The 22,416-nt window shown below is 62.5% G+C and carries 18 protein-coding genes and 1 pseudogene; 9 read left to right on the top strand and 10 right to left on the bottom strand.

Annotated features, from left to right (window positions below; translation table 11 throughout):
• Positions 1-331: 331 nt before the first annotated feature.
• The 3 genes from FEZ63_RS24310 (at position 332) to FEZ63_RS24320 (ending at position 4,607) form a co-directional block, all read left to right on the top strand.
• A complete protein-coding gene (locus FEZ63_RS24310; protein WP_150949948.1) occupies positions 332-1,480 on the top strand; it encodes a patatin-like phospholipase family protein in 1,149 nt (382 codons plus the stop codon).
• Between the two features lie 92 nt (positions 1,481-1,572).
• Positions 1,573-3,303 carry a gluzincin family metallopeptidase gene (locus FEZ63_RS24315; protein WP_150949950.1) on the top strand — a complete coding sequence of 577 codons (1,731 nt, stop codon included), beginning with the start codon at positions 1,573-1,575 and terminating at the stop codon, positions 3,301-3,303.
• Complete coding sequence (locus tag FEZ63_RS24320) at positions 3,300-4,607, top strand: hypothetical protein (protein ID WP_150949952.1); 1,308 nt, start codon at positions 3,300-3,302, stop codon at positions 4,605-4,607. Before FEZ63_RS24315 ends, FEZ63_RS24320 begins: the two co-directional genes overlap by 4 nt.
• A gap of 70 nt (positions 4,608-4,677) precedes the next feature.
• On the opposite strand, the gene FEZ63_RS24325 is transcribed toward FEZ63_RS24320, so the two are convergent.
• Entirely contained in the window at positions 4,678-5,085 is a 408-nt protein-coding gene (locus FEZ63_RS24325) for a hypothetical protein (RefSeq protein WP_150949954.1), read from the bottom strand.
• Positions 5,086-5,438: 353 nt separating this feature from the next.
• Between FEZ63_RS24325 and FEZ63_RS24330 the strand changes: the two genes are divergently transcribed.
• Complete coding sequence (locus FEZ63_RS24330; RefSeq protein ID WP_150949956.1) at positions 5,439-5,846, top strand: hypothetical protein; 408 nt, start codon at positions 5,439-5,441, stop codon at positions 5,844-5,846.
• A gap of 108 nt (positions 5,847-5,954) precedes the next feature.
• Here FEZ63_RS24330 and FEZ63_RS24335 read toward each other — a convergent pair whose 3' ends face one another.
• The 4 genes and pseudogenes from FEZ63_RS24335 to xth all read right to left on the bottom strand — a co-directional run bounded on the left by FEZ63_RS24335 (position 5,955) and on the right by xth (position 10,850).
• Positions 5,955-6,617 carry a redoxin domain-containing protein gene (locus FEZ63_RS24335; protein WP_150949958.1) on the bottom strand — a complete coding sequence of 221 codons (663 nt, stop codon included), beginning with the start codon at positions 6,615-6,617 and terminating at the stop codon, positions 5,955-5,957.
• Between the two features lie 27 nt (positions 6,618-6,644).
• On the bottom strand, positions 6,645-9,647 hold the full coding sequence (locus tag FEZ63_RS24340; RefSeq protein ID WP_162419842.1) for an ATP-binding protein: 3,003 nt from the start codon (positions 9,645-9,647) through the stop codon (positions 6,645-6,647).
• A gap of 132 nt (positions 9,648-9,779) precedes the next feature.
• Positions 9,780-9,998: pseudogene (locus tag FEZ63_RS26345) on the bottom strand (hypothetical protein); the annotation flags it as partial.
• Between the two features lie 30 nt (positions 9,999-10,028).
• Positions 10,029-10,850, bottom strand: a complete 822-nt coding sequence (gene xth, locus FEZ63_RS24345) for an exodeoxyribonuclease III (protein WP_150949962.1) — start codon at positions 10,848-10,850, stop codon at positions 10,029-10,031.
• Between the two features lie 213 nt (positions 10,851-11,063).
• Here xth and FEZ63_RS24350 point away from each other — a divergent pair, with 213 nt between their 5' ends.
• Positions 11,064-11,642, top strand: a complete 579-nt coding sequence (locus FEZ63_RS24350; RefSeq protein ID WP_150949963.1) for a GNAT family N-acetyltransferase — start codon at positions 11,064-11,066, stop codon at positions 11,640-11,642.
• A 72-nt stretch (positions 11,643-11,714) separates the two neighbouring features.
• Positions 11,715-12,449: a DUF4336 domain-containing protein gene (locus FEZ63_RS24355; protein ID WP_244622976.1), complete on the top strand. Its 735-nt coding sequence runs from the start codon at positions 11,715-11,717 to the stop codon at positions 12,447-12,449.
• Positions 12,450-12,520: 71 nt separating this feature from the next.
• Here the strand turns inward: FEZ63_RS24355 and FEZ63_RS24360 are convergent, their stop codons facing one another.
• Together FEZ63_RS24360 and FEZ63_RS24365 are read right to left on the bottom strand one after the other, a co-directional pair.
• Positions 12,521-13,789: an RNA polymerase sigma factor gene (locus FEZ63_RS24360; protein ID WP_150949965.1), complete on the bottom strand. Its 1,269-nt coding sequence runs from the start codon at positions 13,787-13,789 to the stop codon at positions 12,521-12,523.
• Between the two features lie 221 nt (positions 13,790-14,010).
• Positions 14,011-14,433 carry a YciI family protein gene (locus tag FEZ63_RS24365; protein ID WP_150949967.1) on the bottom strand — a complete coding sequence of 141 codons (423 nt, stop codon included), beginning with the start codon at positions 14,431-14,433 and terminating at the stop codon, positions 14,011-14,013.
• Between the two features lie 347 nt (positions 14,434-14,780).
• On the opposite strand from FEZ63_RS24365, the gene FEZ63_RS24370 reads away from it, so the two are divergent.
• On the top strand, positions 14,781-15,374 hold the full coding sequence (locus tag FEZ63_RS24370; RefSeq protein ID WP_420846329.1) for an ankyrin repeat domain-containing protein: 594 nt from the start codon (positions 14,781-14,783) through the stop codon (positions 15,372-15,374).
• A 96-nt stretch (positions 15,375-15,470) separates the two neighbouring features.
• Here FEZ63_RS24370 and FEZ63_RS24375 read toward each other — a convergent pair whose 3' ends face one another.
• Positions 15,471-16,451 (bottom strand): ABC transporter substrate-binding protein, encoded by a 981-nt coding sequence (locus FEZ63_RS24375; RefSeq protein ID WP_150949971.1) that lies wholly within the window; start codon positions 16,449-16,451, stop codon positions 15,471-15,473.
• Positions 16,452-16,705: 254 nt separating this feature from the next.
• Positions 16,706-18,460 carry a cache domain-containing protein gene (locus FEZ63_RS24380; RefSeq protein ID WP_150949973.1) on the bottom strand — a complete coding sequence of 585 codons (1,755 nt, stop codon included), beginning with the start codon at positions 18,458-18,460 and terminating at the stop codon, positions 16,706-16,708.
• A 447-nt stretch (positions 18,461-18,907) separates the two neighbouring features.
• Between FEZ63_RS24380 and FEZ63_RS24385 the strand changes: the two genes are divergently transcribed.
• Together FEZ63_RS24385 and FEZ63_RS24390 are read left to right on the top strand one after the other, a co-directional pair.
• Positions 18,908-20,290 (top strand): NfeD family protein, encoded by a 1,383-nt coding sequence (locus FEZ63_RS24385; protein ID WP_244622977.1) that lies wholly within the window; start codon positions 18,908-18,910, stop codon positions 20,288-20,290.
• 2 nt (positions 20,291-20,292) lie between these two features.
• Positions 20,293-21,111 (top strand): slipin family protein, encoded by an 819-nt coding sequence (locus FEZ63_RS24390; RefSeq protein ID WP_150949975.1) that lies wholly within the window; start codon positions 20,293-20,295, stop codon positions 21,109-21,111.
• Between the two features lie 43 nt (positions 21,112-21,154).
• Here FEZ63_RS24390 and FEZ63_RS24395 read toward each other — a convergent pair whose 3' ends face one another.
• The gene (locus tag FEZ63_RS24395; protein WP_150949978.1) at positions 21,155-22,402 is read right to left on the bottom strand and encodes a glycosyltransferase; all 1,248 of its coding nucleotides are present in this window, start codon (positions 22,400-22,402) and stop codon (positions 21,155-21,157) included.
• Positions 22,403-22,416: the final 14 nt, after the last annotated feature.

The raw sequence follows: 22,416 nt of genomic DNA on the forward strand, positions 1-22,416 counted from the left end.
GCCAGACTAGCGGCGGTCAATGAAAGCTATCCCGCAAATTTCGTGAAATTGTCTCTCGAATAGAACGAGGAGCAAAGGCGCCGCACCAACAGGCGCGCAGCTCGGTCGGTCGTCACGCCGCGGAGGGCGGTTTACTCGACCGATCTGGGATTCCGCTCCCAGAGATTCCTATGGTAATATTACCGACCTTGGATCAACCGCAAATGCGGGCGCGACCAAACCCGCATTCCATCGGACAGAGAAGCGACGGGCAGGCTTCAAGCGCGTTCTGCGTAAGTGTCTGCAAGTGTCTGAGAGACGCGCGAGATCACCGACGAGACGGAGGCCTTAAATGCCCGAAAGTCCGTTGTTTGACGAGGCTCGTGAGCCGGAAGCCGGCATCGCACTTTGCCTTTCGGGTGGCGGCTACAGGGCGATGTTGTTCCATCTTGGGTCCCTCGTGCGACTGAATGAAGTCAGTCTTCTTTCGAAGCTGTCCCGGATATCGAGCGTCTCAGGCGGTTCGATCACCGCCGCCTATCTCGGCTTGCGATGGAAAGACCTCGCGTTCGATGGAAACGGCAGGGCAGCCGCATTGGACCTCGTGATCGACAAGATCAGGGAGATGGCCAGTACGAGCGTGGATGCGGGCGCAGTCATCGGCGGCATCCTTCTGCCGGGGTCGATCAGCGACCGGGTGGCGCGGGCTTACGACGAAACGCTGTTCGACGGCGCGACGCTCGCGGATCTTCCGGGCGACGGAGCCGGACCACGTTTCGTGATCAATGCAACGAACGTCCAGTCCGGTGCGGTGTGGCGCTTCTCGAAGGCTTACATGGGCGATTATCGCGTCGGCCTCGTTCCGAAGCCGACAGTCAAACTCGCGGTGGCAGTTGCAGCTTCGTCGGCGTTTCCTCCGGTGCTGTCGCCGCTCAACCTACCCATCGACGATCCGTTCGATCCCACCTTTGACGGTGATCTCAGCGGTCCGGCTTATCGAAAGGCCGCGGTTCTCAGCGATGGCGGTGTCTATGACAACCTGGGTCTCGAAACCGCCTTCAAGCGGTTCCAGACCCTCCTCGTGAGCGACGGTGGCAAAAAGATCGCCCCGGAGGAAGACCCCAGTCACGATTGGGCCCGGCATTCGATCCGCGTTCTCGACATTATCGACAACCAGGTCCGCAGCCTTCGGAAGCGCCAACTCATCGATGCGTTTGAGGAGAGGGCTCGCACCGGGGCCTATTGGGGTATTCGAACGCTCTATGCCGACTACGCGGCGCCTTCCGATCCGCTGGGCTGCACTCACCGCGATCCCACGGCACTCGCCGAGATACCGACACGCCTCCAGGCCTTGCCGGACCCCGTGCAGGAAAAGCTGATCAACTGGGGCTACGCGATCACCGACGCAGCCCTGCGCGTCCATTTCGGCCAGGATCTCAGAACGATGTACCGCGTCACAATACCGGATCCGACGTCCTTTCCTTATCCGGGGGGCTATTGAAGGCGAGGGCCGATTGATCGTGATTGGACGCATCCAACGAATGCTCTCGCCGAAGTTCATCTTGTTGAGATCTCATCATACGGAGAGACGAAGTGAAGAACGTCCTCGGCACACGCCATGGCCTTCGCACGAATCGCAGCCTGACGATCATTGCTCAGGATCCCTCGTTTCAGATCGACAACAAGATTTTACGGGCGACGATCGAGGTCCCGGCAGAGGAGTTGAGCCCCGGTCCGAGCGGCTATCGGGTGAGCGTCATCGACTACGACGCCACTGCGAATGTGCTTTATGCGCCACTGGAGCTGAATTCGGGTCTCGATGAGAACTATCCCGACCCTTTTGCGGATAAGTCTGACCAAGAACTGCTCGATAACCCGGGCTTCCATGCCCAGAACGCCTACGCGATCGTCATGCGCATTCTGGCGCGCTTTGAACTTGCGCTCGGACGACGGGTTGCCTGGGGTTCGAGCGGTCACCAGCTGCACGTCGCACCTCATGCGTTCGCTGAGCCGAACGCTTTCTACTCGCGAGAGGATAGGGCACTCTTCTTCGGCTATTTTGAAGGGGTTCTCGACGGCAGGAAGACTTCGCAAACGGTCTTTACCAGCCTGGCGCACGATGTCGTCGCCCATGAGACGACGCATGCGCTGCTCGACGGATTGCGTCAGCGCTATCTCGAGCCGTCGTCACCCGACCAAGCGGCGTTCCATGAGGGGTTCGCCGATATCGCGGCGCTGTTGTCCGTGCTGTCCCTCGACGCGATCGTCAGAGCGGTTCTGGACGGCAAGCCGGACGACCGGCTCATCGACGCGCGGTTTCTGACGCCGGAAGCCCTCATCGATTCGAGCCTCATGAGTCTCGCCAAAGAAATGGGCCAAGAGCTTTCGGGGATCCGCGGTTCTGCGCTTCGTCAATCGTTGAAGCTCGAGCCCGGCCACGACTACATGAACGACGAGGCATTCCAGGAGGAGCACCGGCGCGGCGAGATTCTGGTCGCGGCTATGCTGCGATCGTTTCTCGACATCTGGGTCGCGCGTCTCCAACGGGTCGGCACCATTTCCAGAGGCAAGAAAGATCGCAGCCTCGTGGTAGAGGAAGGAGCAAAGGCCGCCGACCACCTGCTGACCATGGCCATCCGCGCGATCGACTATTGTCCGCCGGTGGACCTGACCTTTTCGGCCTATCTTTCGGCGCTTCTCACGGTCGATCGGGAGGTCGTTCCCGACGATCGCTACGGATATCGGGAGGCGCTGCTGCGGAATTTCGCCAGCTACGGCATCGCCCCATCGAGCAGTGCGGACGTGGACGGAACGTGGCGGCGCTCTGATCGAGACATGGTCTATAGCCGCACGCATTTCGATTCCATGCTGCGTGACGAGGAGGAAATGTTCCGCTTCGTTTGGGAAAACCGCCGCGCCCTTGAACTGGGGGAGGTCGGGTATATCGAAGTGCAGTCCGTACGACCGAGCACGCGCATTGCACCGGACGGGTTCGTGCTGCGCGAGACGATTGCAGAATACGTGCAGATGCTGACCCTGCAAGCACAAGAGCTGAAGGACCTCGGCGTCGATATTCCCGACGGCCTGGACCATTGGCGGAACGTTACGCTCTTCGGCGGTGGGACGCTCGTCTTCGACGAATATGGCCAACTCAAATACCAGATCGCCAATCATTTGCTGAATTCGGAAGCGGATATCGGGCGACAGAGCCAACGGATCGCACATCTGTGGGAGAGTGGTTTCTACGCGGATCCCGCCGTCGCGGCGTCCCGCTTCGCCGAACTGCACATGGCAAGAGCGATGGCGGACAGGGTGTCGCTATGAAACCCAGTCGCGTGACCATCCGCAGTTATCAGGTCGGCTTCGGGGACTGCTTTCTCTTCAGCGTCCACTATGACAATGGCGACAGCCGCCATGTGCTGATCGATTTTGGATCGACCGGCCTTCCTGAGGGGGTGCCGAAGACCCGGCTGAAGGCTATCGCCAAGGATATTCAGACCGTTACCGGCAACAAGCTGACCGCTGTCGTGGCGACGCACCGACATAAGGATCACATCTCGGGTTTTGCAACCAACGAGGCAGGCACCGCCTCCGGCGATATCATTGCCAAACTTCAGCCGGATCTCGTCATTCAACCCTGGACGGAAGATCCGGAACTGGAGGAAACGGCGACGGCACCGCGTGCGCGGCGGGGAAGGAAAAACCTCTCCAGTGCGGCGCGTCATGTGCGGACACTCTGGGCGATGCAGCAAGTGGCGGCGCAAGTTTGGGCTGAGGCCAAGCGAAGTCGTTCGTTGCGACCCGAGATGAGGGCCATGCTCGGCTTTTTGGGGGAGAACAATGTCAAGAACCTTAGCGCCGTAAAAAACCTCATGACGATGAGCAAGAACAAAAAGAAGAACAAATACGTTCACGCGGGGACATCGAGCGGGCTCGAGAAACTTCTGCCGGGCGTCAACGTGGATGTTCTGGGCCCTCCCACGGTAGAACAGCACGAGGAGGTCGGGACTCAGACGAGCTGGGACAACGACGAGTTTTGGGTGAGACTGGCCGCTGCTGACCGGACATCGCCGCCCTCGGGCATGAGTGCCAAACCGCTCTTTCCCAAGCATGTGGTGAACAGGGAGAAGTACCGCTTCCCCGTGAATGCCCGCTGGTTCATCTATCGCGCGAAGCGCCTGCGCGGTGAGCAGATGCTGCGCATCGTGACGATGCTGGACGATGCGCTCAACAACACGAGCGTCATCCTCCTGTTTCGGGTCGGCGGCAAGAGCTTTCTCTTCCCCGGTGATGCGCAGATCGAGAACTGGGAATACGCATTGGCCCAGAGCAACGTCCGGAAGCTGCTCAAATCGGTCGACGTTTACAAGGTCGGGCATCACGGCAGCCGCAACGCCACACCCAAGACTCTCTGGAACCTCTTTGAGCACCGCTCGGCCGACAAGCACGACGCGCATCGTCTCACGTCATTGTTGTCGACCATGGCCGGCAAGCATGGACGCGAGGATAATAGCAGCGAGGTGCCGCGAAAGACGCTCGTGAGCAAGCTTGAGAGGGAATCGACGCATTTTACCACGCAGAATCTCGCGGCAAACGACCTTTGTTTCCAGGTCACATTCGATCTCTAGCCCTTTTTCGTCGATCGATTCCGCCGCGGACTGCGATCCTGAATCCTGCCTGCAAAACCAGGGCGATCCGTCATCTCACGCGACCGGTTGCCTGCGCTGACAACCGGCCGATGGCGACGATCTGGCGCAAGGAGCCGATCGTCGCCCGGATTTCGCTCACCGGTTCGATGACCCGCGTACCGCAATGTCTGATGGCCCGTTCGAGGATATCGTCCCCCGCGTCGGACAGACGATCAGCCTCATCGAACGCGCTCTGTGCCGCAAGAACGGAGGCTGCTTCCTCGGTCGGCGTTGCATTTCGGGAGGCCGCTGTCGCAATGCCATCGATTGCGATGGAGAGAGAGTTCAGCCGGTCCATGAACGGCGCAACCTGCGCAAGCGATGCCCGGCATTCGGCCGGGTTGGAGGGGGCGACCTGGGCAGCGGCGGGAACCGCTATCAGACCGGCCACGATGAGGCAGGCATGGGCGCATTTCATCGCTGACAATATGCGCCGTTACTCAATCACCGCCGAGGCTTTTTTGCATCCGTGCGAGTTAGACAGCGCCAGTGGTATTATAGAGTGAGGAAATTCTGCGTGCGGCTGGATTTAACAGCTGAAATGCAAAGCTTAGAGGGCTCGCCCAGAGGCGGCATTCTCACGGTTCGAAATCGTCCCAAGGCGATGTCAGGCCCCGGTGCGCCACGATACTGGCCGATCGCAACCTTGGCGGCAATAAAGTAGGTTCAGGCATCAGATTGGGGGGAGGGGCGGTGCACAAATTTGCAGCACGAGCGGATCCGCGGCTTCTTGTGACCGTTATTCCTATCGTCGATCGACAGGAGCAACGTATGAACAAATTCGCAATTGTCGTCAGTGCCGGTCTCTTAACGCTCGGCGCTATCGGAGCCGCTGAAGCGCAGCAGCCCAATGCTATTCAAGGCACACCGGGGTCAATCTTCCCCAATGCGGCTCCAAATGAGGTCCACATCATCAACGGCGTGCCTTGCCGCACTGTTCTCGTACAAGGCACCAACACTCGGGTCCCGGTGGAGTGTGCCGGTGCCGTCGCGAGTGGCGTTTTCGATCCGAGCACCACTGGCAGCATCCGGATCGATGAAATGAGTGGGCCTGCCCTTTCGGCTTCTCCATTCCCGTATGCAACTCCCAACGAGGTCCAGATCATCAACGGCGTGCCTTGCCGCACCGTGCTTGTTCAGGGCACCAACACCCGCGTACCGGTGGAGTGTGCTCGATAGCACCTTGGCCTCACCAAACAGGCGCGGGTTTTCTAACCCGCGCCATGAATCGCATGCCTTCCATCCAAGATGGCGCACCCGTTCATCAGCGGGGGCATAGTCGCTGATTCAAGCAGCAAGCAACGTGGTCCGTGCCGCCGCCAGGATTTCATCGCTCGAAGGAAATTTACCCACTCCAGCCAAGCCCTCCGTAGCACCTTCGATGCTGGCCCAGCGCACGATGCCATCACGGTCGATCAAGAACTGGCCTTTGAGCTGAGGCCATTGTCGCTCCATGTCGGCGTGGTCGATTTCATTGGCCGCATAGCCGTCAAGCTTTGCTACGGCCGCGGCAGCCTCGATGATCGGCAGCGGCTCCGGCAAAATTCCATCGGGATTGATGCGGATCTCGCCGAGCGCCTTCATGAGCTCAGGAGTGGACGAAGGTTTTGGCAGACCAAACGCCCGGTGCGTGGTGAGCTCGGGGTCCGCAGCCAATCGAAATCGGGTTGGTCGAAACTTGAAATAGAGCCGAGCGTTCTCGGGTGGCGTGGCCACGATCCCGAGGGTTTCAATGCCTGACGCCTTGAGCGCCTGTTCGGTCGTTCCAACCTGGGCGATGGCCCGCCGGCAGAAAGGGCACCACAGTCCGACGAACAGTGCAAGGAACAACGGGGTCTTCCCCCGATAATCCCCCAGCGACACGATACCGGACCCGTCCACTGCGGGGAGCGCGAAGTCCGGCGCCGGGTCACCTGGGGAAATCGTCGGATGCAATTCGGAAATGGTCATTGTGAAACTCCTTTGTCTGCCGATCTCTCAAGAAAGAAACGGCAGGATGATAAGAGCGTCGGGCTCGATGCCGGCCCGCTCGCACACCTCCTGCGACTTCGCCAGGTAAACCTCAGCCATCGCTGTATTTCCGGCGTCGAGATTGAGGGTAGCGAGCCCATCATAGCATGGAAAGAGAAGCTGTGGGTCTCCAGCCCGCTCAGCCAGACTCAAGGCCTCCTCATACGCGGCGAGGGCTAAGGCGCGATCGCCGTGGCATTGATAGATTTGTCCCAGGACGATCAGTGGCACTGCCAGATGATCAAGCAGCCCGAGCTTGCGGTCGAGGTTGATCGCCAATTGCGCCGCCTCGATTCCCTCCGCCTCGCAGCGATCCGTCAGCGCGCAATAGGCGACGGCAAGGTTCGCATAGAGCCGCGACTGGAAACCGAGATCGCCCACCTTCTTCGCAGTCTCGATGCCGCGGAGGCAGGTCTCGATGCTCCGGCGCGGGTCGAGTGAACTGTAGAGTACGGCGAGATTGGCGTAACCGCGGCAAGCCGCCTGCAGAAGGTCGTGTGTCTCGGCGAGCCGGATGCTCTGCTCGATCTTATTGACTGCGTCGATGGGCCAGCCCGTGCGTGCAAGCGCCACGCCCAACGTGTTGTAGGCCTGCACCCGCGTTGCCGCCGTCTCACGGGCGCGGCCGGGATGGGTTGGGGTCTCTTCCTCTCTCGCCGCTTCCGCGAGCGCCCGTTCGGCCCAGGCGATAGCGCCCGCGTTGTCGCCGACGCGAAATGCGAGTCGACCGAGTTCCTGGAAGAGCTGCGCCCGTTCGATTGGGCTGCCGTCCTCGCCCAACTGCTCGAGGCCCGCCGCAAAGCAGGCTGCCGCGTGCTCCCGATCGCCGGCCTCCCAGTGCAGGCCGCCGGTTTTGCGATGCAGGCGAGCGGCGCTTTCGCGATCTCCAGCCGCCTCGAGTTCCTGTCGCACCGCCTCATAATGCGCGAGAGCCTCAGCCCGCCGTCCGGTGAGCGCCCAGAGATCAGCAAGCCGCTCGCGCACCGTCCGCACCAGATCCTCGCAGGCCTGGCAGCCGGCGAGGGTGCGCAGAGCTCGCTCGTAATGGCGGATGGCATCATCGTTGGCGTAGACCGCGCGCGCCCGGTCGCCGGCCTCCATGAGGTAGCGCGCACCCTTGAGCTTATCCGGAGTGAGGCTCCAGTGATGGCCCAACGCCTCGAGGTCGCTCAGTCGCGACGGGTGACGGCCGACGGCGCGCTCAAGCGCGCGGCCCGCCCGTTCATGCAGCTCACTCCGGCGGGAAAGGAGGAGGTTCTCATAAACAACTTCATGCACAAGCGCGTGCGTGAACCGGTATCGCTTGCCTTCGCGGCCTTCTCCGGTCTCCTCGATCATGTCCGACTCGATCAGACGGTCGAGGGCGGTCGTGATGCTCCCTTCGTCGGTTGCGATGGCGTCGAGCAGCGCCTCGTCGAACGTCATGCCCAGAACCGCGGCCTCTTGGAGCAGCCGCCGGGCGTGGGCAGGAAGCCGATCGACCCGGGAGAGGAGCAGGCCGTGCAGCGTGGGCGGAATGTTCACTTCATCGCAGGCTCGCGTACAGGTCCACCGATCACCCCGGCGGACGAGCACTCCCGTACTCACCAGACTCCGAACGATCTCCTCGACAAATAACGGATTTCCTCCCGCCCGGGTCGCGACGAAGTGTTGAACGGATGCGAAGGCAGCTTCGTCGATCTGACCGAACAGGCGGATTACGAGCGCCTGAATCTCGTCCGAGGAAAGCGGGGCGAGCCGGATGATGCTCTGAGAAGCCCGGTTGACAAGAGGCGGAGGTGCGTCGGGGCGATGCGAGATCAGCATCATCAGAGGCCGCTCCGCCAATTGGTCGACAATGTCCCGAAGCAATTCCACCGAGGCCGCGTCGGCCCAGTGGAGATCCTCGACGAGCATCAGGACCGGCCCGTGCTCAAGCCGCCGCTCGACAAGCGTACAGGCGGCCAGCACAATCTGGCGCCTAAGCTGCTCGGGATCGAAGTCGCGCGGGCGCCCCTCCTCGACCGCGAGCAGGTAGCTCAGCACCGGGACTATTACCCCCGCGACCTCGGCTGGAGCCCCGAGCGAGCGCAGGCCTGCCGCCAGCTTCTGTCGTGCAACATCGAGCGAGTCACCCGGGTCCAGCCGGTAAGCCTCGCGGAAGAGCGCCGCGAAGACCCCGTAGGGCGGTTCGCCCAAGGACGAGCAATCAGCCTTACGGATGGCGGTGCCAGCCAACCGGCCGTCGCCCTCAAGCCGCCTCAGAAACTCCGTGATCAGCCGCGACTTGCCCGTGCCTGCCTCACCCATGAGGCTAACGACCTGCGCGCGGCCACGCTGCATCCGGTCGTAGGCCCCGAGGAGTTGCTCCAGCTCTTCGGTGCGCCCGACCAGCGGGGACGCAAGCCCGTGGGCGGCAAGCCCGCGCGCCGATTGAGGTTCGGCGAGCGTGCCGACCAAGCGGTGGACCACCATCGGCATGGCCTTGCCGCGCAGCGCAAGTTGGCTGGCCGGCTGGAAGGCAAAGCGATGCCGGGTGAGGGCATGGGTGGCGTCCGATACCAGGATCGTCCCGGGCGCTGCCGCTCCCACAAGACGGGAGGCGGTGTTCACCGTGTCGCCTGTCACATCGTAGGCCGCGCTGGCCGCATCACCGAGGCTGCCGGCCACGACCGGCCCGGTGTGAACCGCAATGTGCAGGGTCACCGGCTGTCCAAGGCGCGTGCGCCACTGCTCGCTCAGCACCGCGCCGCGGGCCAGCATGTCGAGCGCCGCATGGAGAGCCCGCGCGGGGTCGTCCTCATGAGCGACCGGTGCGCCGAAGAAGGCAAGAACGGCATCGCCGAGAAACTTCGCGACAAAGCCGTCATAGCGGGTAATCGCCTGGCTGAGGGATTCAAACAGCGCGTTCTGAAACGCGCGCACCTCCTCCGGATCGAGGCGCTCGGAGAGGGTGGTGAATCCGGAGAGGTCCCCGAACAGCACACTCACCTGCCGGCGGTCGACTTCCCGGCGCGGAATGTCCCGTCTCGCGGCCGGAGCAGTTTCCCCCGCGATCGGCGCGACACGAGCCCTCGATCCCGCCGGGATGGAGCCCTCGCTGATGGCGACCCCGCAACGAGGACAGAACGCGAATTCAGGCTCGCACGAGAAGCCGCACGCCGCGCAGATCCTCGGCTGTCGGCGGCCGCATTGCGGGCACGAGGCGAAGTCCGGTGATAGCTCGAATCCACAGCCGACGCACGTCATTGAAAGACCCGCAGCTTGGAGAGCGGCCCTAGCGCTTAAGGTATCGGGCGGCCCCAAGTGCCCGATCTTAGCACTTGGACTTGCCAATCGCATGCACGAGCCCGCGAGAGGGGCGGCTTTGGATCAGGGGCTCGTCCTCCTGCGCGAGCGGCCAGGCTGCCTGCTCGCCGGTTTGTCGGCCAACTCGATCCACGCCGGCGCGTGATCGCTTGCTTTCTCCCACCCGCGAACCTCGCGGTCGACATTCGCGGCGACAAGGCGCCCGGCAATCGCCGGGCTCAGCAGCAGGTGGTCGAGGCGCAAACCCGCGTCCCGCCCATAGGCGTTCCGGAAATAATCCCAGAAGGTATAAATCCGCTCATCAGGGTGGAGCTTGCGCAATGAATCGGTCCATCCTTGCGCAACGAGCCGGTGATAAGCGGCGCGCACCTCGGGCCGAAACAGCGCGTCGTCGAGCCAGCGCTCGGGTTTGTAGACGTCCAGGTTCGTCGGCATGACATTGTAATCGCCCGCCATGACGACAGGGATATCGAGCGCGATAAGCCCGGCCGCATATTCGGTCAGTCTCTCGAACCATCGGAGCTTGTAGTCGAATTTCGGTCCTGGGGCGGGGTTGCCATTGGGCAGGTACAGACAGCCGATCAAAAGGCCACCAATCGCTGCTTCGATGTAGCGGCTGTGCAAGTCGTCTGGATCGCCGGGGAGCCCACGGTTGGTCTCGATTGGCTGCGCGCCCCGTGCCAGGATGGCAACGCCGTTCCAGCTGTTCTGGCCGTGCCATACCGCGCCATAACCCGCTTTTCCGATCGCCGCTTCCGGAAACTTCTCTTGCGGTGCCTTCAATTCCTGAAGGCAAACGACATCCGGTCTGGCTTCCTGGAGCCATCGGAGCAGGACCGGCAAGCGTCCGTTGACGCCGTTGACGTTGAAAGTCGCGATTTTCATCGAGCAAGCCTTGCTCCGAGAAACGAGACACGGGCTTAGCTGTTCCGGCAACGGCGGAGCGAGCGCCAGCCGAAGCGGTGCCGCCCACATCGGCTTTTCTGGTCGCCGGACCATGGTAGGATGAGGGCAACGTTCCAAGACGCGAACGGTCCGAGGATCACGAAAATGGCATTCGGGAGCGTCGCGGCGGAATGCCAATATCGGAGGCAACCGATGTCCTCAATGGAAGTCCGAACTGCGAGCCGTCAGGACGAGGGCCGTCTCACTGCCGCGATCCTTCTCGCCTTCAGTGCGGACCCCGCGGCTCGTTGGACGTACCCAGCGCCCGACGACTACCTCCGGCATTTCCCCGAGATCATCGGGGCGCTCGGGGGGCGAGCATTCGATTGCGGAACCGCTCACTTCATCGGTGACGTACAGGCCGCCTCGCTGTGGCTTCCGCCCGGCGTAGAGCCTGACGAAGGTGCTTTTCTCGATGTTATTCACCGCACGATCCCGGAGCGGGATCAGGAGGCCCTGTTTGCGGTCATCGAGCAGATGGGGAAGTATCATCCTCACGAGCCGCACTGGTATCTGCCGTTGATCGGGGTCGATCCAGCAGTGCAACGAAGAGGTCATGGTTCACTTCTCCTCGAGCATGTCCTGGCGACCTGCGACCGCGACGGCAAGCCGGCCTATCTCGAATCCTCCAATCCGCAGAACATCCCTCTCTATCGACGACATGGTTTCGAAGTGCTCGGAACAATCCAGGTCGGCACCTCGCCGCCGATCACGCCCATGCTGCGCAGGTGACCTGACGGGAACAATCGCTTCAGCGGGTGTATTGGGCCTAGATTGTCGCGCTGTGTCCGACGGGCTGGGATCGTGAAGCCAGATCAAATTACCTATCCGCCGCTCAATGTCCCAAAAACGGTGATTGACGGGGTCTGGATCGTCGATAGCGGTCCGCTTCGCGCAATGGGGCTGCCCATCCCCGTCCGCATGACGGTCATCCGTCTGTCGGGCGGCGCGCTTCTCCTTCACTCGCCGACGCCGTTCGACGTCCGGCTCAACGACGATCTCGAGCAATTGGGCCGCATCGAGCATCTCATCGCTCCCAACTCTGGCCACTGGACTTTCGTGAGGGAGTGGCAGGCGCATCATCCCGACGTCGTGACGTGGGCGGTCCCAGGGCTCCGGGAGCGTAGGCAGGTCCGCCGTTCCGGCATTCGTCTCAACCATGATCTCGGTGCAAGCGCGCCGGATGAATGGCGGGAGGAGATTGAGCAGATCATCGTGCCGGGATTGGCTGGTTTTGCTGAAGTTGTTCTTTACCATAAAGCCAGCCGAACAATGGTTCTGACCGACCTTGTACAGAACTTCGAGCCGGAAAAGCTTCCGCGGCTGGTCCGTCCTCTCGCGCACCTCGCGGGCGTTACGGGCGGCAGAGCGCCCTTTTACCTGCGGACGATTGTCAAGTTGAAAGGGCTCGAGGCGAAAGCGGCGGCCGAGCGTCTCATTGCGCTTGGACCCGAACGCATCATCTTCTCGCATGGCCAATGGTTCGAGGAGGACGGGACGGCGCGGTTGCGGAAATCGCTGGAATGGCTTCTCGACTGAAGCGGGGAAGGATCCGGCGAGCGCAGCGCCGCGACGTGTGGTTCTCAAGGATGGCCGGAAACGGCGCCGGCCTATCGTCCGTCGGCGCAGGCTGCAGCTCTCCTGAGAAGAAAAGCCTTCTCGCGCTCGTTGGAGGTCAGGTCGGCCGCACGCTCGAAGTGGATCTTCGCTTCGGATAGCCGGCCCGCCCGGAACAGAAAATCTCCGAAGGCTGCGGGCAGGGGAGCATAGTTGCGCAATGCCGGGGACCGATCGATCCCCTCGAGGAGCGTCAGCCCGACTTCCGGGCCGAATGCCATACTGTGGGCCACAGCTCGGTTGAGGTCGACCACCGGCGAGGGCAGGACCGCTTGGAGCCTGTCGTATAGACCGGCGATTTGATGCCAGTCCGTCTCCTCCACCTTGCGCGCCCGCGCATGGCACGCGGCGAGCGCGGCCTGCAAGGCATACGGCCCGTCGGCGCCGCCCAAAGCCTCGGCGCGCTCGAGGGCGGCAAGACCGCTGCGGATCAGCACCCGGTCCCACCGAGCACGGTTCTGTTCGGTCAAGGGAACCAGCGAGCCGTCCGGTCCAGTGCGGGCGGCCAGTCGTGAGGCCTGGATTTCCATCAAAGCGAGAAGGCCGAAAACCTCGGGCTCCTCGGGCGCCAAACCTGCGAGAATACGGCCGAGGCGTTGGGCCTCGCCGCAGAGGGCCGGGCGGATCAGATCCTGGCCGACGGTAGCCGCATAGCCCTCGTTGAAGATCAGGTAAATGACTTCCAGCACCGAGCCGATGCGCTCTTCACGCTCCCTGCCACGCGGAACCTCGAAGGTGAGGCGGGCATTGCCGAGCGTCTTCTTGGCCCGAACGATGCGCTGGGCGATAGTTGCTTCGTTCGAGAGGAAAGCGCGGGCGATCTCACCCGTTGTCAGCCCGCCGATCAGGCGCAAGGTGAGCGCCGCGCGCGCCTCCGTGGACAACACGGGATGGCAGGCGATGAAGATCAAGCTGAGGAGCTCGTCGCCGACATCGTCGTCCATCGCCGACTCGATATCCTCGACACTGGTGTCCTGTTCACCCTCAAGGTCGCGAACGAGCTCGGCGTGCTTGCGAGCGAGCATCTTGGTGCGGCGGAAGCCGTCGAGGGCCCGGCGCTTCGCCGCCGCCATCAGCCAGGCGCCAGGATTTCTGGGCACCCCCATTTTCGGCCAATCGGACAGAGCGGTCACGAGGCCGTCCTGGGCCAGTTCTTCGGCAAGGCCAACGTCCCGGACCATGCGCGCCAGGCCCGCAATGAGCCTGGCTCGTTCGATCCGGAACACCGTCTCGATCGCCTCATGGGTGTTGGTCGCCGCCATATATCCCGTTTAGGGACGAGCGCGCGGCGAGGCAAGTTAGGGCGGGTCGTGGGTCCTCATTCGCGACGGCAGCTTTCCTGTTCGGCGAGCCCCCTGAGAACGCGTCGCCGCAGTGGCGGCGAGATCCCTCGACCAGTCGGTTGGCTAGCCCTGACCGAGTGTCAGGGCGCCAGTATCAGTCTGCGGCAAGAGACGGCCGCGCCGCCGCGCCCGGCGAAGCGTCAGCGGCGAGCCGTCTTCTCGCGGTTCCGGTCGTGCAGCTCGGCTACCTCCGGTGTCAGAGCCTCTGCGAAATCGGCCATTTCATAGACCGGGCGGATCTCGATCTCGCTCGGACCCGGCATGGGATTGGGACAGCGCTTCACCCACTCGACGGCTTCAGCCATATCCCGCACCTGCCAGAGCCAGAAGCCCGCGACCAGCTCGCGCGTTTCGGCGAAGGGCCCATCGACGACGGTGCGGCTTGGCCCTTCGAACGCCACGCGTTTGCCCTGAGCCGAGGGCTTCAGACCCTCGCCGGCCAGCATGATGCCGGCATTGACCAATTCCTCGTTGTACTTGCCCATGGCTTCAAGAAGCGTTGTCGAAGGCATCAGACCTTCTTCGCTGTCCTTCGTCGCCTTCACCAGAACCATCACGCGCATTGTCTTGTCTCCTCTGACATGGAGAGACCGCAGCGGTCTCCCTGCTGTTACGACGAACAGAAGACGCGGAAATCGACACCCCGTCGAAGTTTTTTTTGGTGAGTTGAGTAATCAATATTCTGCCGCTTAAATGGACCCGGACTGGCGGGACGGATAGGCGGTCGATCCGATGCACATTCAGCCTAGCGGTGCGTTGCCGCTATTGCTCCCCAAGGCATCGGTTATGCGTTCATCCTCCTTCGTTGTACCCAAACATGCTTGAGAGTGGATCCGTGCGGAGAATTTCTGCGATTTGCGCCGTTTTATTGGCTATCGTGATCTATCCAATGTTCGCATCAGGCCAGTCCATGAACGAAACCAAACTGCATACGGCGGCTGCGAACGATGATGTCGCGGCGATCAGGGACCTTCTGTCGAAGGGAACCAACATCGAGGCGAGCGACGGAAATGGACGCACGGCGTTGTTGGTGGCGACCCACGGAAACAAGGTCCACGCCGCCAAAGCGCTGATCCAAGCCGGCGCCGACGTCAACGCCAAGGACAATATCAATGACAGTCCATACCTCTATGCAGGTGCGCGTGGTCATCTTGAAATCCTCAAGATGACGCTCGCGCATGGCGCGGATCTCAAGAGCACCAATCGATATGGCGGCACTGCGCTGATTCCCGCATCGGAGCGCGGCCATGTCGAGACGGTGCGGACGCTGATCGAGGCCAGAATCGATGTCGATCATGTCAACAACCTCGGCTGGACGGCGCTTCTCGAGGCCATCATCCTCAGTGACGGTGGCGTGCGACACCAGCAGATCGTCGACCTGCTCGTAAGAGCCCGCGCCAATGTAAACCTTGCGGACAAGGAAGGCGTCACCCCGCTCCAACACGCCCGTAAGCACGGCTACGCCGAGATCGAGAAGATCCTCATCGCCGCGGGCGCTCGCTAGAGAGGCGAGAGCGTTCCGCTGTCAGCAACATCGCGAAAACTGCCGCCAGTGAACCCAACACAATCTAACGATGTCGAAGAGGGGCACTTCGGGATCTCATTCGATCACCACATCAGCACCGCTGATCAGCGAGGGCGGTACGGTGACCCCGAGGGTGCTGGCCGCCTTCAGATTAACAAACAGTTCCACTTTTGTGACCAGTTGGACTGGAAGGTCAGCAGGCTTCTCGCCATTCAGTATTCGTCCGGCGTAGACGCCGGCGCGACGATGCGATTGCGTAAAATCGCCTCCGTAGCTCATCAAGCCGCCTGCGATCGGGAAGTCGCGTGTTTGAGTAATTGCAGGCACCGCATAGCGAACGGCCAGCGCGGCCAGCCGCTGACTGCGGAAAGCAAAGTAAGGGTCGGAGGTAAACACAAGCCCTCCGACCTGGAGCTGAGACACGGATGAGAACACGGCGTCGAACTCTGGTTCGGTGCTGGCGCTCAGAACATGAAGCTGTAACCCGAGAGCAGCGGCTGCCATATGAAGGTTCCTCAACTGTGTATCGGCAGTCGGGCTGGTCGGGTTGGCGACAACGGCGAAGCCGGCAGCGGCTGGCAGCACCTCGTGCATAAATTCCAGCCGCTTGCGTGAGACTTCAACGCTCAGGCTCGATACACCGGTAAGGTTCCCTCCTGGCCGCGACAGGCTGTCCACCACTCCTAATGCGACAGGGTCGCCGCCCATCTCGAAGACAATCGTTTTTGTCGCCGTGGCCGATTTCGCCGCGAGTGCTGCGGGAGCGCCACCTGACGCGACGATGACGGCCACCTTCCGATTAGCCAGATCTGCCGCAAGCGCAGGCAATCGATTGTACTGGCCTTCCGCCCATCGATACTCGATCGCAACATTGCGACCCTCGACAAATCCGCTCTCGGCCAGGCCATCGTGGAAAGCCTTCAGGCGACTGGCGAAGGGCTCAGGTGACTCAGGAGCAAGATACCCGATGACCGGCAGCGGCGGTGATTGAGCGCGTACCGGGAGGGTCAACGCTGCCGCTCCGCTGATCAACGTGAGGAGATCGCGCCGCCTCATTCGATAGGCTTTCTCGCGCGAGAGCGGACTCGAAACGTGAAGTGGGCCATCATGTGGTCACCCCGAAGCGCTCGTGTGAACCCGACGAATTTGGCGGCATGATAGCCGCAAAGCTTGCGCCCCGAAACCGATTTGACTGATCCGAATGGGCCATGATCGGGCCATTCACGCCGAGGCGGCTCGCTGGAGAATGTCCCTACCGTTTCTCGGGGTATGGTAGGACGCAAGCGACGCACCTCGGCGGCACATTTCAGTTAAGTCGTTACGGTGGCATCGGCCCGTTCTTCGAATGGCATGCCGTACACGGGCAGCTTCTCGTCGTAGCCCTTGATGGGTCGCAACCCGAGCGGGATCAAGGCGCGCTTTCCTTTCACGGCTTCGGCAATGGCGACATCTGCCAGGATTTCCCGGTCCGCCGCTGAGGCACACAAACGGGCGGCGAGGTTCACAACGCTGCCGATGGCGGTGTACTCGAACCGGCTCTCGTATCCGATCCGCCCGACCGTGGCGGGTCCCATGGCTAGGCCGACTCCGAACCCGATCCGCTGACCTCGCGCTCTCCAGCCGACGATGAGCTCCTGCACACTCTGCTGCATCTCCACCGCAAGGTCGACCGCCCGGAGGGCCGGCTCCTCGATCGGAACGGGAGCGTTCACGAGCACCATCAGGCCGTCGCCTGAGAAGCTCGTAAGTGTTGCGGCATATTTCGTGATGATCCGGCCAAGGGCATCGTAATACTCCGAGAGCACGCTCATCACCTCATCGGGCGTTGCTCTCGCGGAGAAGGCGGTAAATCCTCGCAGATCGCAAAACACCGCCACCACTTCGGTGCTGCGGCCCTCGAGCACGCCGTCGTCGCCTTTGCGGTCGACCAATTCGGCTACTTGGGGCGCCAAGAACCGTTTGAGTTTGGCGATACGTTCCTGGCGATCCTGGGAGGTGGCGAGCTCGGCGGCCATGGTGTTGAAGCTGTCAGCCAGCCGCTGGAACTCATCGCCCGTTTCAATATGGATGCGGTGTTCGAAGTGCCCGGCGCCGATGCGTTCGGTGCCCTCCTCGAGCCGCCGGATTGGCTCGGTCATGCGGCTGGCCAGGACGTAGGCTAGCAAACCTGCGAAGGCGGCACCGGCGAGAAGAAGGCCTCCTGTCCTCCACAGGGCGGCATAGATGGGCCCGAAAGCCTCCGAAAGGGGTTGCGCAACGACGACTGTCCAGTCAGGGCCGGCAACGGGCGAGGCCGCGGCTGCAACCGCGTTTCCCTGTCCATCCCGACCTGTTGCGACATCCGCCCCGGCACGCCTAATCACCTCCCGGATTGCCCGAAAAGGAGCGAGGGTCGCCTCATCCGCCCCTCTCAGAACGAGGCTTATGTCCGGATGGGCCACGAGCCGTCCTGGGCGGTCGAGCACGAAGGCGTAGCCCGTTTCCCCAACCTTGATGGCCGAGATCACGTCCCAAATCAGCTTCAGGTTCACCTCGGCGACAACCACCCCAACGGACGGCCGGTTACCGGCGATCGCAATTGTCAGGTAGGGTTCGGAATCTCGATAGTAGCGGACCTCGCCATACCAGAGCCGGCCCGCGCGAGCTCCCGCGACGGCCTCGTCGGCAGAGCGATCCGTTCGGCTCTCAGTTCGGTTCAGGCCGATGCGCGAGACATACATACGTTCGCGTCCGGTGCCATCGAGCAGGGTGAGGTTAACGATGGCGGGCACCTGTCGCAGCAGGCGCAGGGCATCGATCCGCCGCCGCTCGTCCGGTTCCACGCTCCAGGGGAGTTGAACCAGCCAGCCAAGTTGATCGGTGATGCCGTCGAGAAAGCCGTCGATCTTGGCCGCCGCGGACCTCGCCTCGACGCCTAGCAACCGGTCGAGCGTTGTCTGTTGATCGCGATAGCCGAACCAAGCCTCGCTGACGCCATTGGTTGCGAGTGGAATGACCACGGCCAGAAACAGCACGAGGAAATACTTCTGAAAGAGGCTGCGGAACCGGAAAGAATGCCTGTTCATGACCACATGAGCGTCAGCCAATCACGCCGAAGGCCCGCTGGAACCGTGAGGGCAGCATCGCGCGGCATCAAGACAGAAGGCAAGGCGATCATCGGGAGCCCTCGACCCGTAATATGCATGCCGTCGATTATGAGGCCCGGTGCGGCGCCTCGCCAGTGGTTTGTTCCCGCAAGCTGTAAGGGTTCCTAGGAAGGTCGTGGTCGAGCAGGCCGCTCTCTGAGGTCTCGGGCTCATCTATGCCGCCTTGTGGCGGACCTGCTGGGCATGCGCACCCTCGTCCCGCTGGGGGCGGGCGCGCCTAGGCGTGCGCAGCTGGATGACTTTTTGATCCGGTCCGTTGTCGCAGGCAATCTCTTCTGCGGGCGACTGACGAACTCTTAGAGAGTCCCCGCAACCTCATCTTGAAAGCTCGACCGGGCACGCCATTTCGGTAGGACGGAGAGAAGGGTGTTCACCGCCCAGGCAGGTTTGATCGCAGCGGGTGTGACATTCGCTGCACTCTGTCCATCCATGGCCGCAGCCGAGAGCACCAGCCCGGCGGCGTCGGTTCCGCTGATCGCGATCGACGGACCCATCGGCCCCGCAACGGCTCGCCACGTCAAGGAAGGGCTTGCTACCGCATCGGCGCGTCGGGCCGAAATCGTCATCCTGAGAATGAATACGCCGGGCGGTCTCGCCGACAGCATGCGTGACATTGTCGTCGACCTGCTGGCGTCGCCTATCCCCGTCGTCGGGTTCGTCGCGCCGTCGGGCGCGCATGCCGCAAGCGCCGGGACCTATATTCTGTACGCGACGCACATCGCCGCCATGGCCCCGGGCACCAACATCGGTGCTGCGACGCCCGTGCAGATGGGGACGCCCTTGCCCGGTTTGCCTGAGGATCGCGACAAGGATGACAAGCCCGCGCAGAGCCCGTCGGCTCCCAAGGATGCTGCCATGGCGAAAGCGACCAACGACGCGGTCGCTTTCATCCGCAGCCTGGCGGAACTGCGCGGCCGAAACGCGGAATGGGCCGAGAAAGCCGTGCGGGAAGCCGCGACGGCTTCGGCCCAGGAAGCGTTGCAAGCACGAGTGATCGAAGTGGTGGCGCGCGACCCGGCTGATCTTCTCGAACGAATTGAAGGGCGCACGATCGAGGTGGCAGGAGTGCCGCGTCGTATCGCCACCAAAGGGCTTCCCGTCGAGGTTATCGAGCCAAGCTGGCTCAATCGCCTGCTCGCGATTGTGACCAACCCGAACGTCGCTGTGATCTTGATGCTCGTCGGCATCTACGGGCTCATTTTCGAATTCTCAAACCCGGGATCGCTCGGTCCCGGGGTGGCTGGAATCATTTGCCTCACGCTCGGTCTCTACGCACTTAACCTGCTGCCGATCGACTACACCGGGCTGGCACTCATGCTGCTCGGCCTTGCGTTTCTCGTCGCAGAGGCCTTTACGCCGACCTTCGGTGTCCTCGGGCTGGGCGGGCTTATTGCCTTCGTTCTCGGTGCAGCCATCTTGATCGACGTCGATGCGCCTGGGTTCCAGCTGTCGTGGACGGTGATTGCTACGACGGCGCTGATGAGTTTGGGTTTGTTGACGCTCCTGCTCGGTTACGTCGTCCGCACTCGCCATAGTCCGCTGCGCGTCGGAACATCCACGCTGTTAGGGCAACGCGTCGAGGTCCTGGACTGGTCGGGCGAGGCGGGCCACGTTCTAGCAGAGGGCGAGCGGTGGCAGGCCCAAGGAGGTGATCCTCTTCAGACCGGTGACACCGCAGAGATCGTCGCTGTCAACGGTCTCACCCTGACGGTCCGAAAGCGCACAAGTCTCACAGCCGCGGGAGATTGAAGATGCTCGTCCTCTATGCGCCGTTTATCGGTCTTGCCGTTGTCGTCGTCTTGTTCGTGGCGGCCGCTATCAAAATTCTGCGGGAGTATGAACGCGGCGTCGTCTTCACCCTCGGTCGCTTCACCGGCGTAAAGGGGCCGGGGCTTATCATCCTCGTTCCCTTCATCCAGCAGATGGTCCGGGCGGATCTACGCGTCGTCGTGCAGGATGTGCCGAGCCAGGACGTGATCTCGCGGGACAACGTCTCCGTAAAGGTCAATGCGGTTCTGTATTTCCGCATCGTCGATCCCGAACGCGCCATTATCAAGGTCGAGAACTTCATGGCGGCGACGAGCCAACTCGCGCAGACGACACTGCGCTCCGTGCTCGGCAAACACGAACTCGATGAGATGCTCGCCGAGCGGGACCGGCTCAATGCCGACATCCAGACGATCCTCGATCAGCAAACCGACGCCTGGGGCATCAAGGTGACCAATGTCGAAATCAAACATATCGACCTCGCCGAAAACATGATTCGCGCCATCGCCAAGCAGGCCGAAGCCGAGCGCCTCCGGCGTGCGAAAGTAATCAACGCGGCCGGCGAACAGCAGGCGGCCGAAAAGCTCGTCGAGGCGGGCCGGTTGCTGGCGCACGAGCCGCAGGCGATGCAGTTGCGCTATTTTGCGGCGTTGCACGACATTGCGAGCGAGCGCTCCTCGACGATTGTCTTCCCGCTCCCCACCGATCTTCTGTCGCATTTGCAGGCCCCGGCTGGGATCGTGCCATCACAACCGCCGGCGGAGCCAAGGGCGCGCGCGACCAGGCCGAAAGCGGCGGAGTAACACTAGAGGAGCGCGCGATCGCCTGCCGCACGAACCGACAAGGCTACGCGGTTCGCCCGAGTACTCTACGCTCGATGAATTCCGCCGCGGCCGTGACGGCATCTTCCTGACGGATCGCGGCGCCGAGCGCCGCTGCCCGGTCGCGCATCTGCGGGTCGTCCATCGCGGCGATTGCCGCCGCGAGACTTTCTGCTGACAAGGTCTTCCGATCGAGAGTCGGCGGCCCTGCACCCAGCTCAACGATGCGTCTTGCCCAGAAGGGCTGATCGCCGAAGAAGGGGCAGATAGCAGCCGGTTTCCCAGCGCGCAGCGACGCCGCTGTCGTTCCTGCGCCGCCATGATGGACAGTGGCTCCGACCCGTGGAAGCAGCTTGTCGTGCGGCGCGCCCGTAAAGATGTGGACTTTGGCGGAAGTGCTCTCTGACCCAAGTGCCCCGCCGCCCGTCGCCAACAATCCGCGCTTCCCCACTTTCGCGAGTGCTTCGATGACCATTGCCGTGAATCTCTGCGGGTCGAGCCCAGGCATGCTGCCGAAGCCGACATAGATCGGCGGTTCGCCAGCATCGAGAAATGCCGCAAGGGCTTCGTCGGGCCGCCAGTCCTCGCTGTCGAGGAACCAGTAGCCGCTGACCAGGACATCACGGCCCCAGTCGGGCGGCACTGGAACGACCTGCGGGCTGTAGGCATAAAGCGTACCCGATGGCGCGCCAACAGAAGTGCGAGGGCCATGCAAGCCCACCCACGTCTCCCGCCACTCGCGGATCAGTTTGCCGAACAGGAAACCCGGTGCCTTGATGGCGAGGGCGTGGCTGACCCTGTTAAGCGGCCCCAAGGAAGCGAACGGCAGCATCGGGCTCGGGAAGGCGGCGGTCGGCGTGAAGCCGGGCAACGGCGACGCAAGGATGAAGGGACATCCCAGGGCCTCGGCCATGTGCGGCGCCGCAATCGACTTCGGATGGTAGATGACGGCATCGGGTGCGAAGGCCTTCACCGCTGCCCATTCCGCATCCAGCAGGTCGCGCATCAGGGGACGCACATGCTTCAGGAGCTTGAATCCGGCACTGAAGCCTCGACCGCCAGCGATCGCCGCTTTGCCTTCCGGCGTGTCCATCAGCTCCAGAAATTGTCCCGGGAGCGCACCAAAGGCGATGCCGCGCCCCCGGATCATAGTCTCGAACTGAACCGGCGCCGCGATCTGCACTTCGTGGCCGCGCCTGACCAGCTCCAGCGCCAGGGCGACATAAGGTTGAACATCGCCTCTCGTGCCGAGCGTCTGGATCGCTACGCGCATATCTCTCGTCCTGG

This window comes from Microvirga brassicacearum (assembly GCF_008757455.1).
In the GTDB taxonomy this organism is placed as follows: Bacteria; Pseudomonadota; Alphaproteobacteria; order Rhizobiales; family Beijerinckiaceae; genus Microvirga; species Microvirga brassicacearum.

Excerpts from the sequence above, each read along its gene's own strand:
- FEZ63_RS24375 (WP_150949971.1), bottom strand. The coding sequence starts at position 16,451 with ATGAGGCGGCGCGATCTCCTCACGTTGATCAGCGGAGCGGCAGCGTTG.
- FEZ63_RS24370 (WP_420846329.1), top strand. The coding sequence starts at position 14,781 with ATGAACGAAACCAAACTGCATACGGCGGCTGCGAACGATGATGTCGCG.
- FEZ63_RS24380 (WP_150949973.1), bottom strand. The coding sequence starts at position 18,460 with ATGAACAGGCATTCTTTCCGGTTCCGCAGCCTCTTTCAGAAGTATTTC.
- FEZ63_RS24310 (WP_150949948.1), top strand. The coding sequence starts at position 332 with ATGCCCGAAAGTCCGTTGTTTGACGAGGCTCGTGAGCCGGAAGCCGGC.
- FEZ63_RS24350 (WP_150949963.1), top strand. The coding sequence starts at position 11,064 with ATGTCCTCAATGGAAGTCCGAACTGCGAGCCGTCAGGACGAGGGCCGT.
- FEZ63_RS24365 (WP_150949967.1), bottom strand. The coding sequence starts at position 14,433 with ATGCGCGTGATGGTTCTGGTGAAGGCGACGAAGGACAGCGAAGAAGGT.
- FEZ63_RS24360 (WP_150949965.1), bottom strand. The coding sequence starts at position 13,789 with ATGGCGGCGACCAACACCCATGAGGCGATCGAGACGGTGTTCCGGATC.
- FEZ63_RS24330 (WP_150949956.1), top strand. The coding sequence starts at position 5,439 with ATGAACAAATTCGCAATTGTCGTCAGTGCCGGTCTCTTAACGCTCGGC.
- FEZ63_RS24335 (WP_150949958.1), bottom strand. The coding sequence starts at position 6,617 with ATGACCATTTCCGAATTGCATCCGACGATTTCCCCAGGTGACCCGGCG.
- FEZ63_RS24320 (WP_150949952.1), top strand. The coding sequence starts at position 3,300 with ATGAAACCCAGTCGCGTGACCATCCGCAGTTATCAGGTCGGCTTCGGG.
- FEZ63_RS24390 (WP_150949975.1), top strand. The coding sequence starts at position 20,293 with ATGCTCGTCCTCTATGCGCCGTTTATCGGTCTTGCCGTTGTCGTCGTC.
- xth (WP_150949962.1), bottom strand. The coding sequence starts at position 10,850 with ATGAAAATCGCGACTTTCAACGTCAACGGCGTCAACGGACGCTTGCCG.
- FEZ63_RS24325 (WP_150949954.1), bottom strand. The coding sequence starts at position 5,085 with ATGAAATGCGCCCATGCCTGCCTCATCGTGGCCGGTCTGATAGCGGTT.
- FEZ63_RS24395 (WP_150949978.1), bottom strand. The coding sequence starts at position 22,402 with ATGCGCGTAGCGATCCAGACGCTCGGCACGAGAGGCGATGTTCAACCT.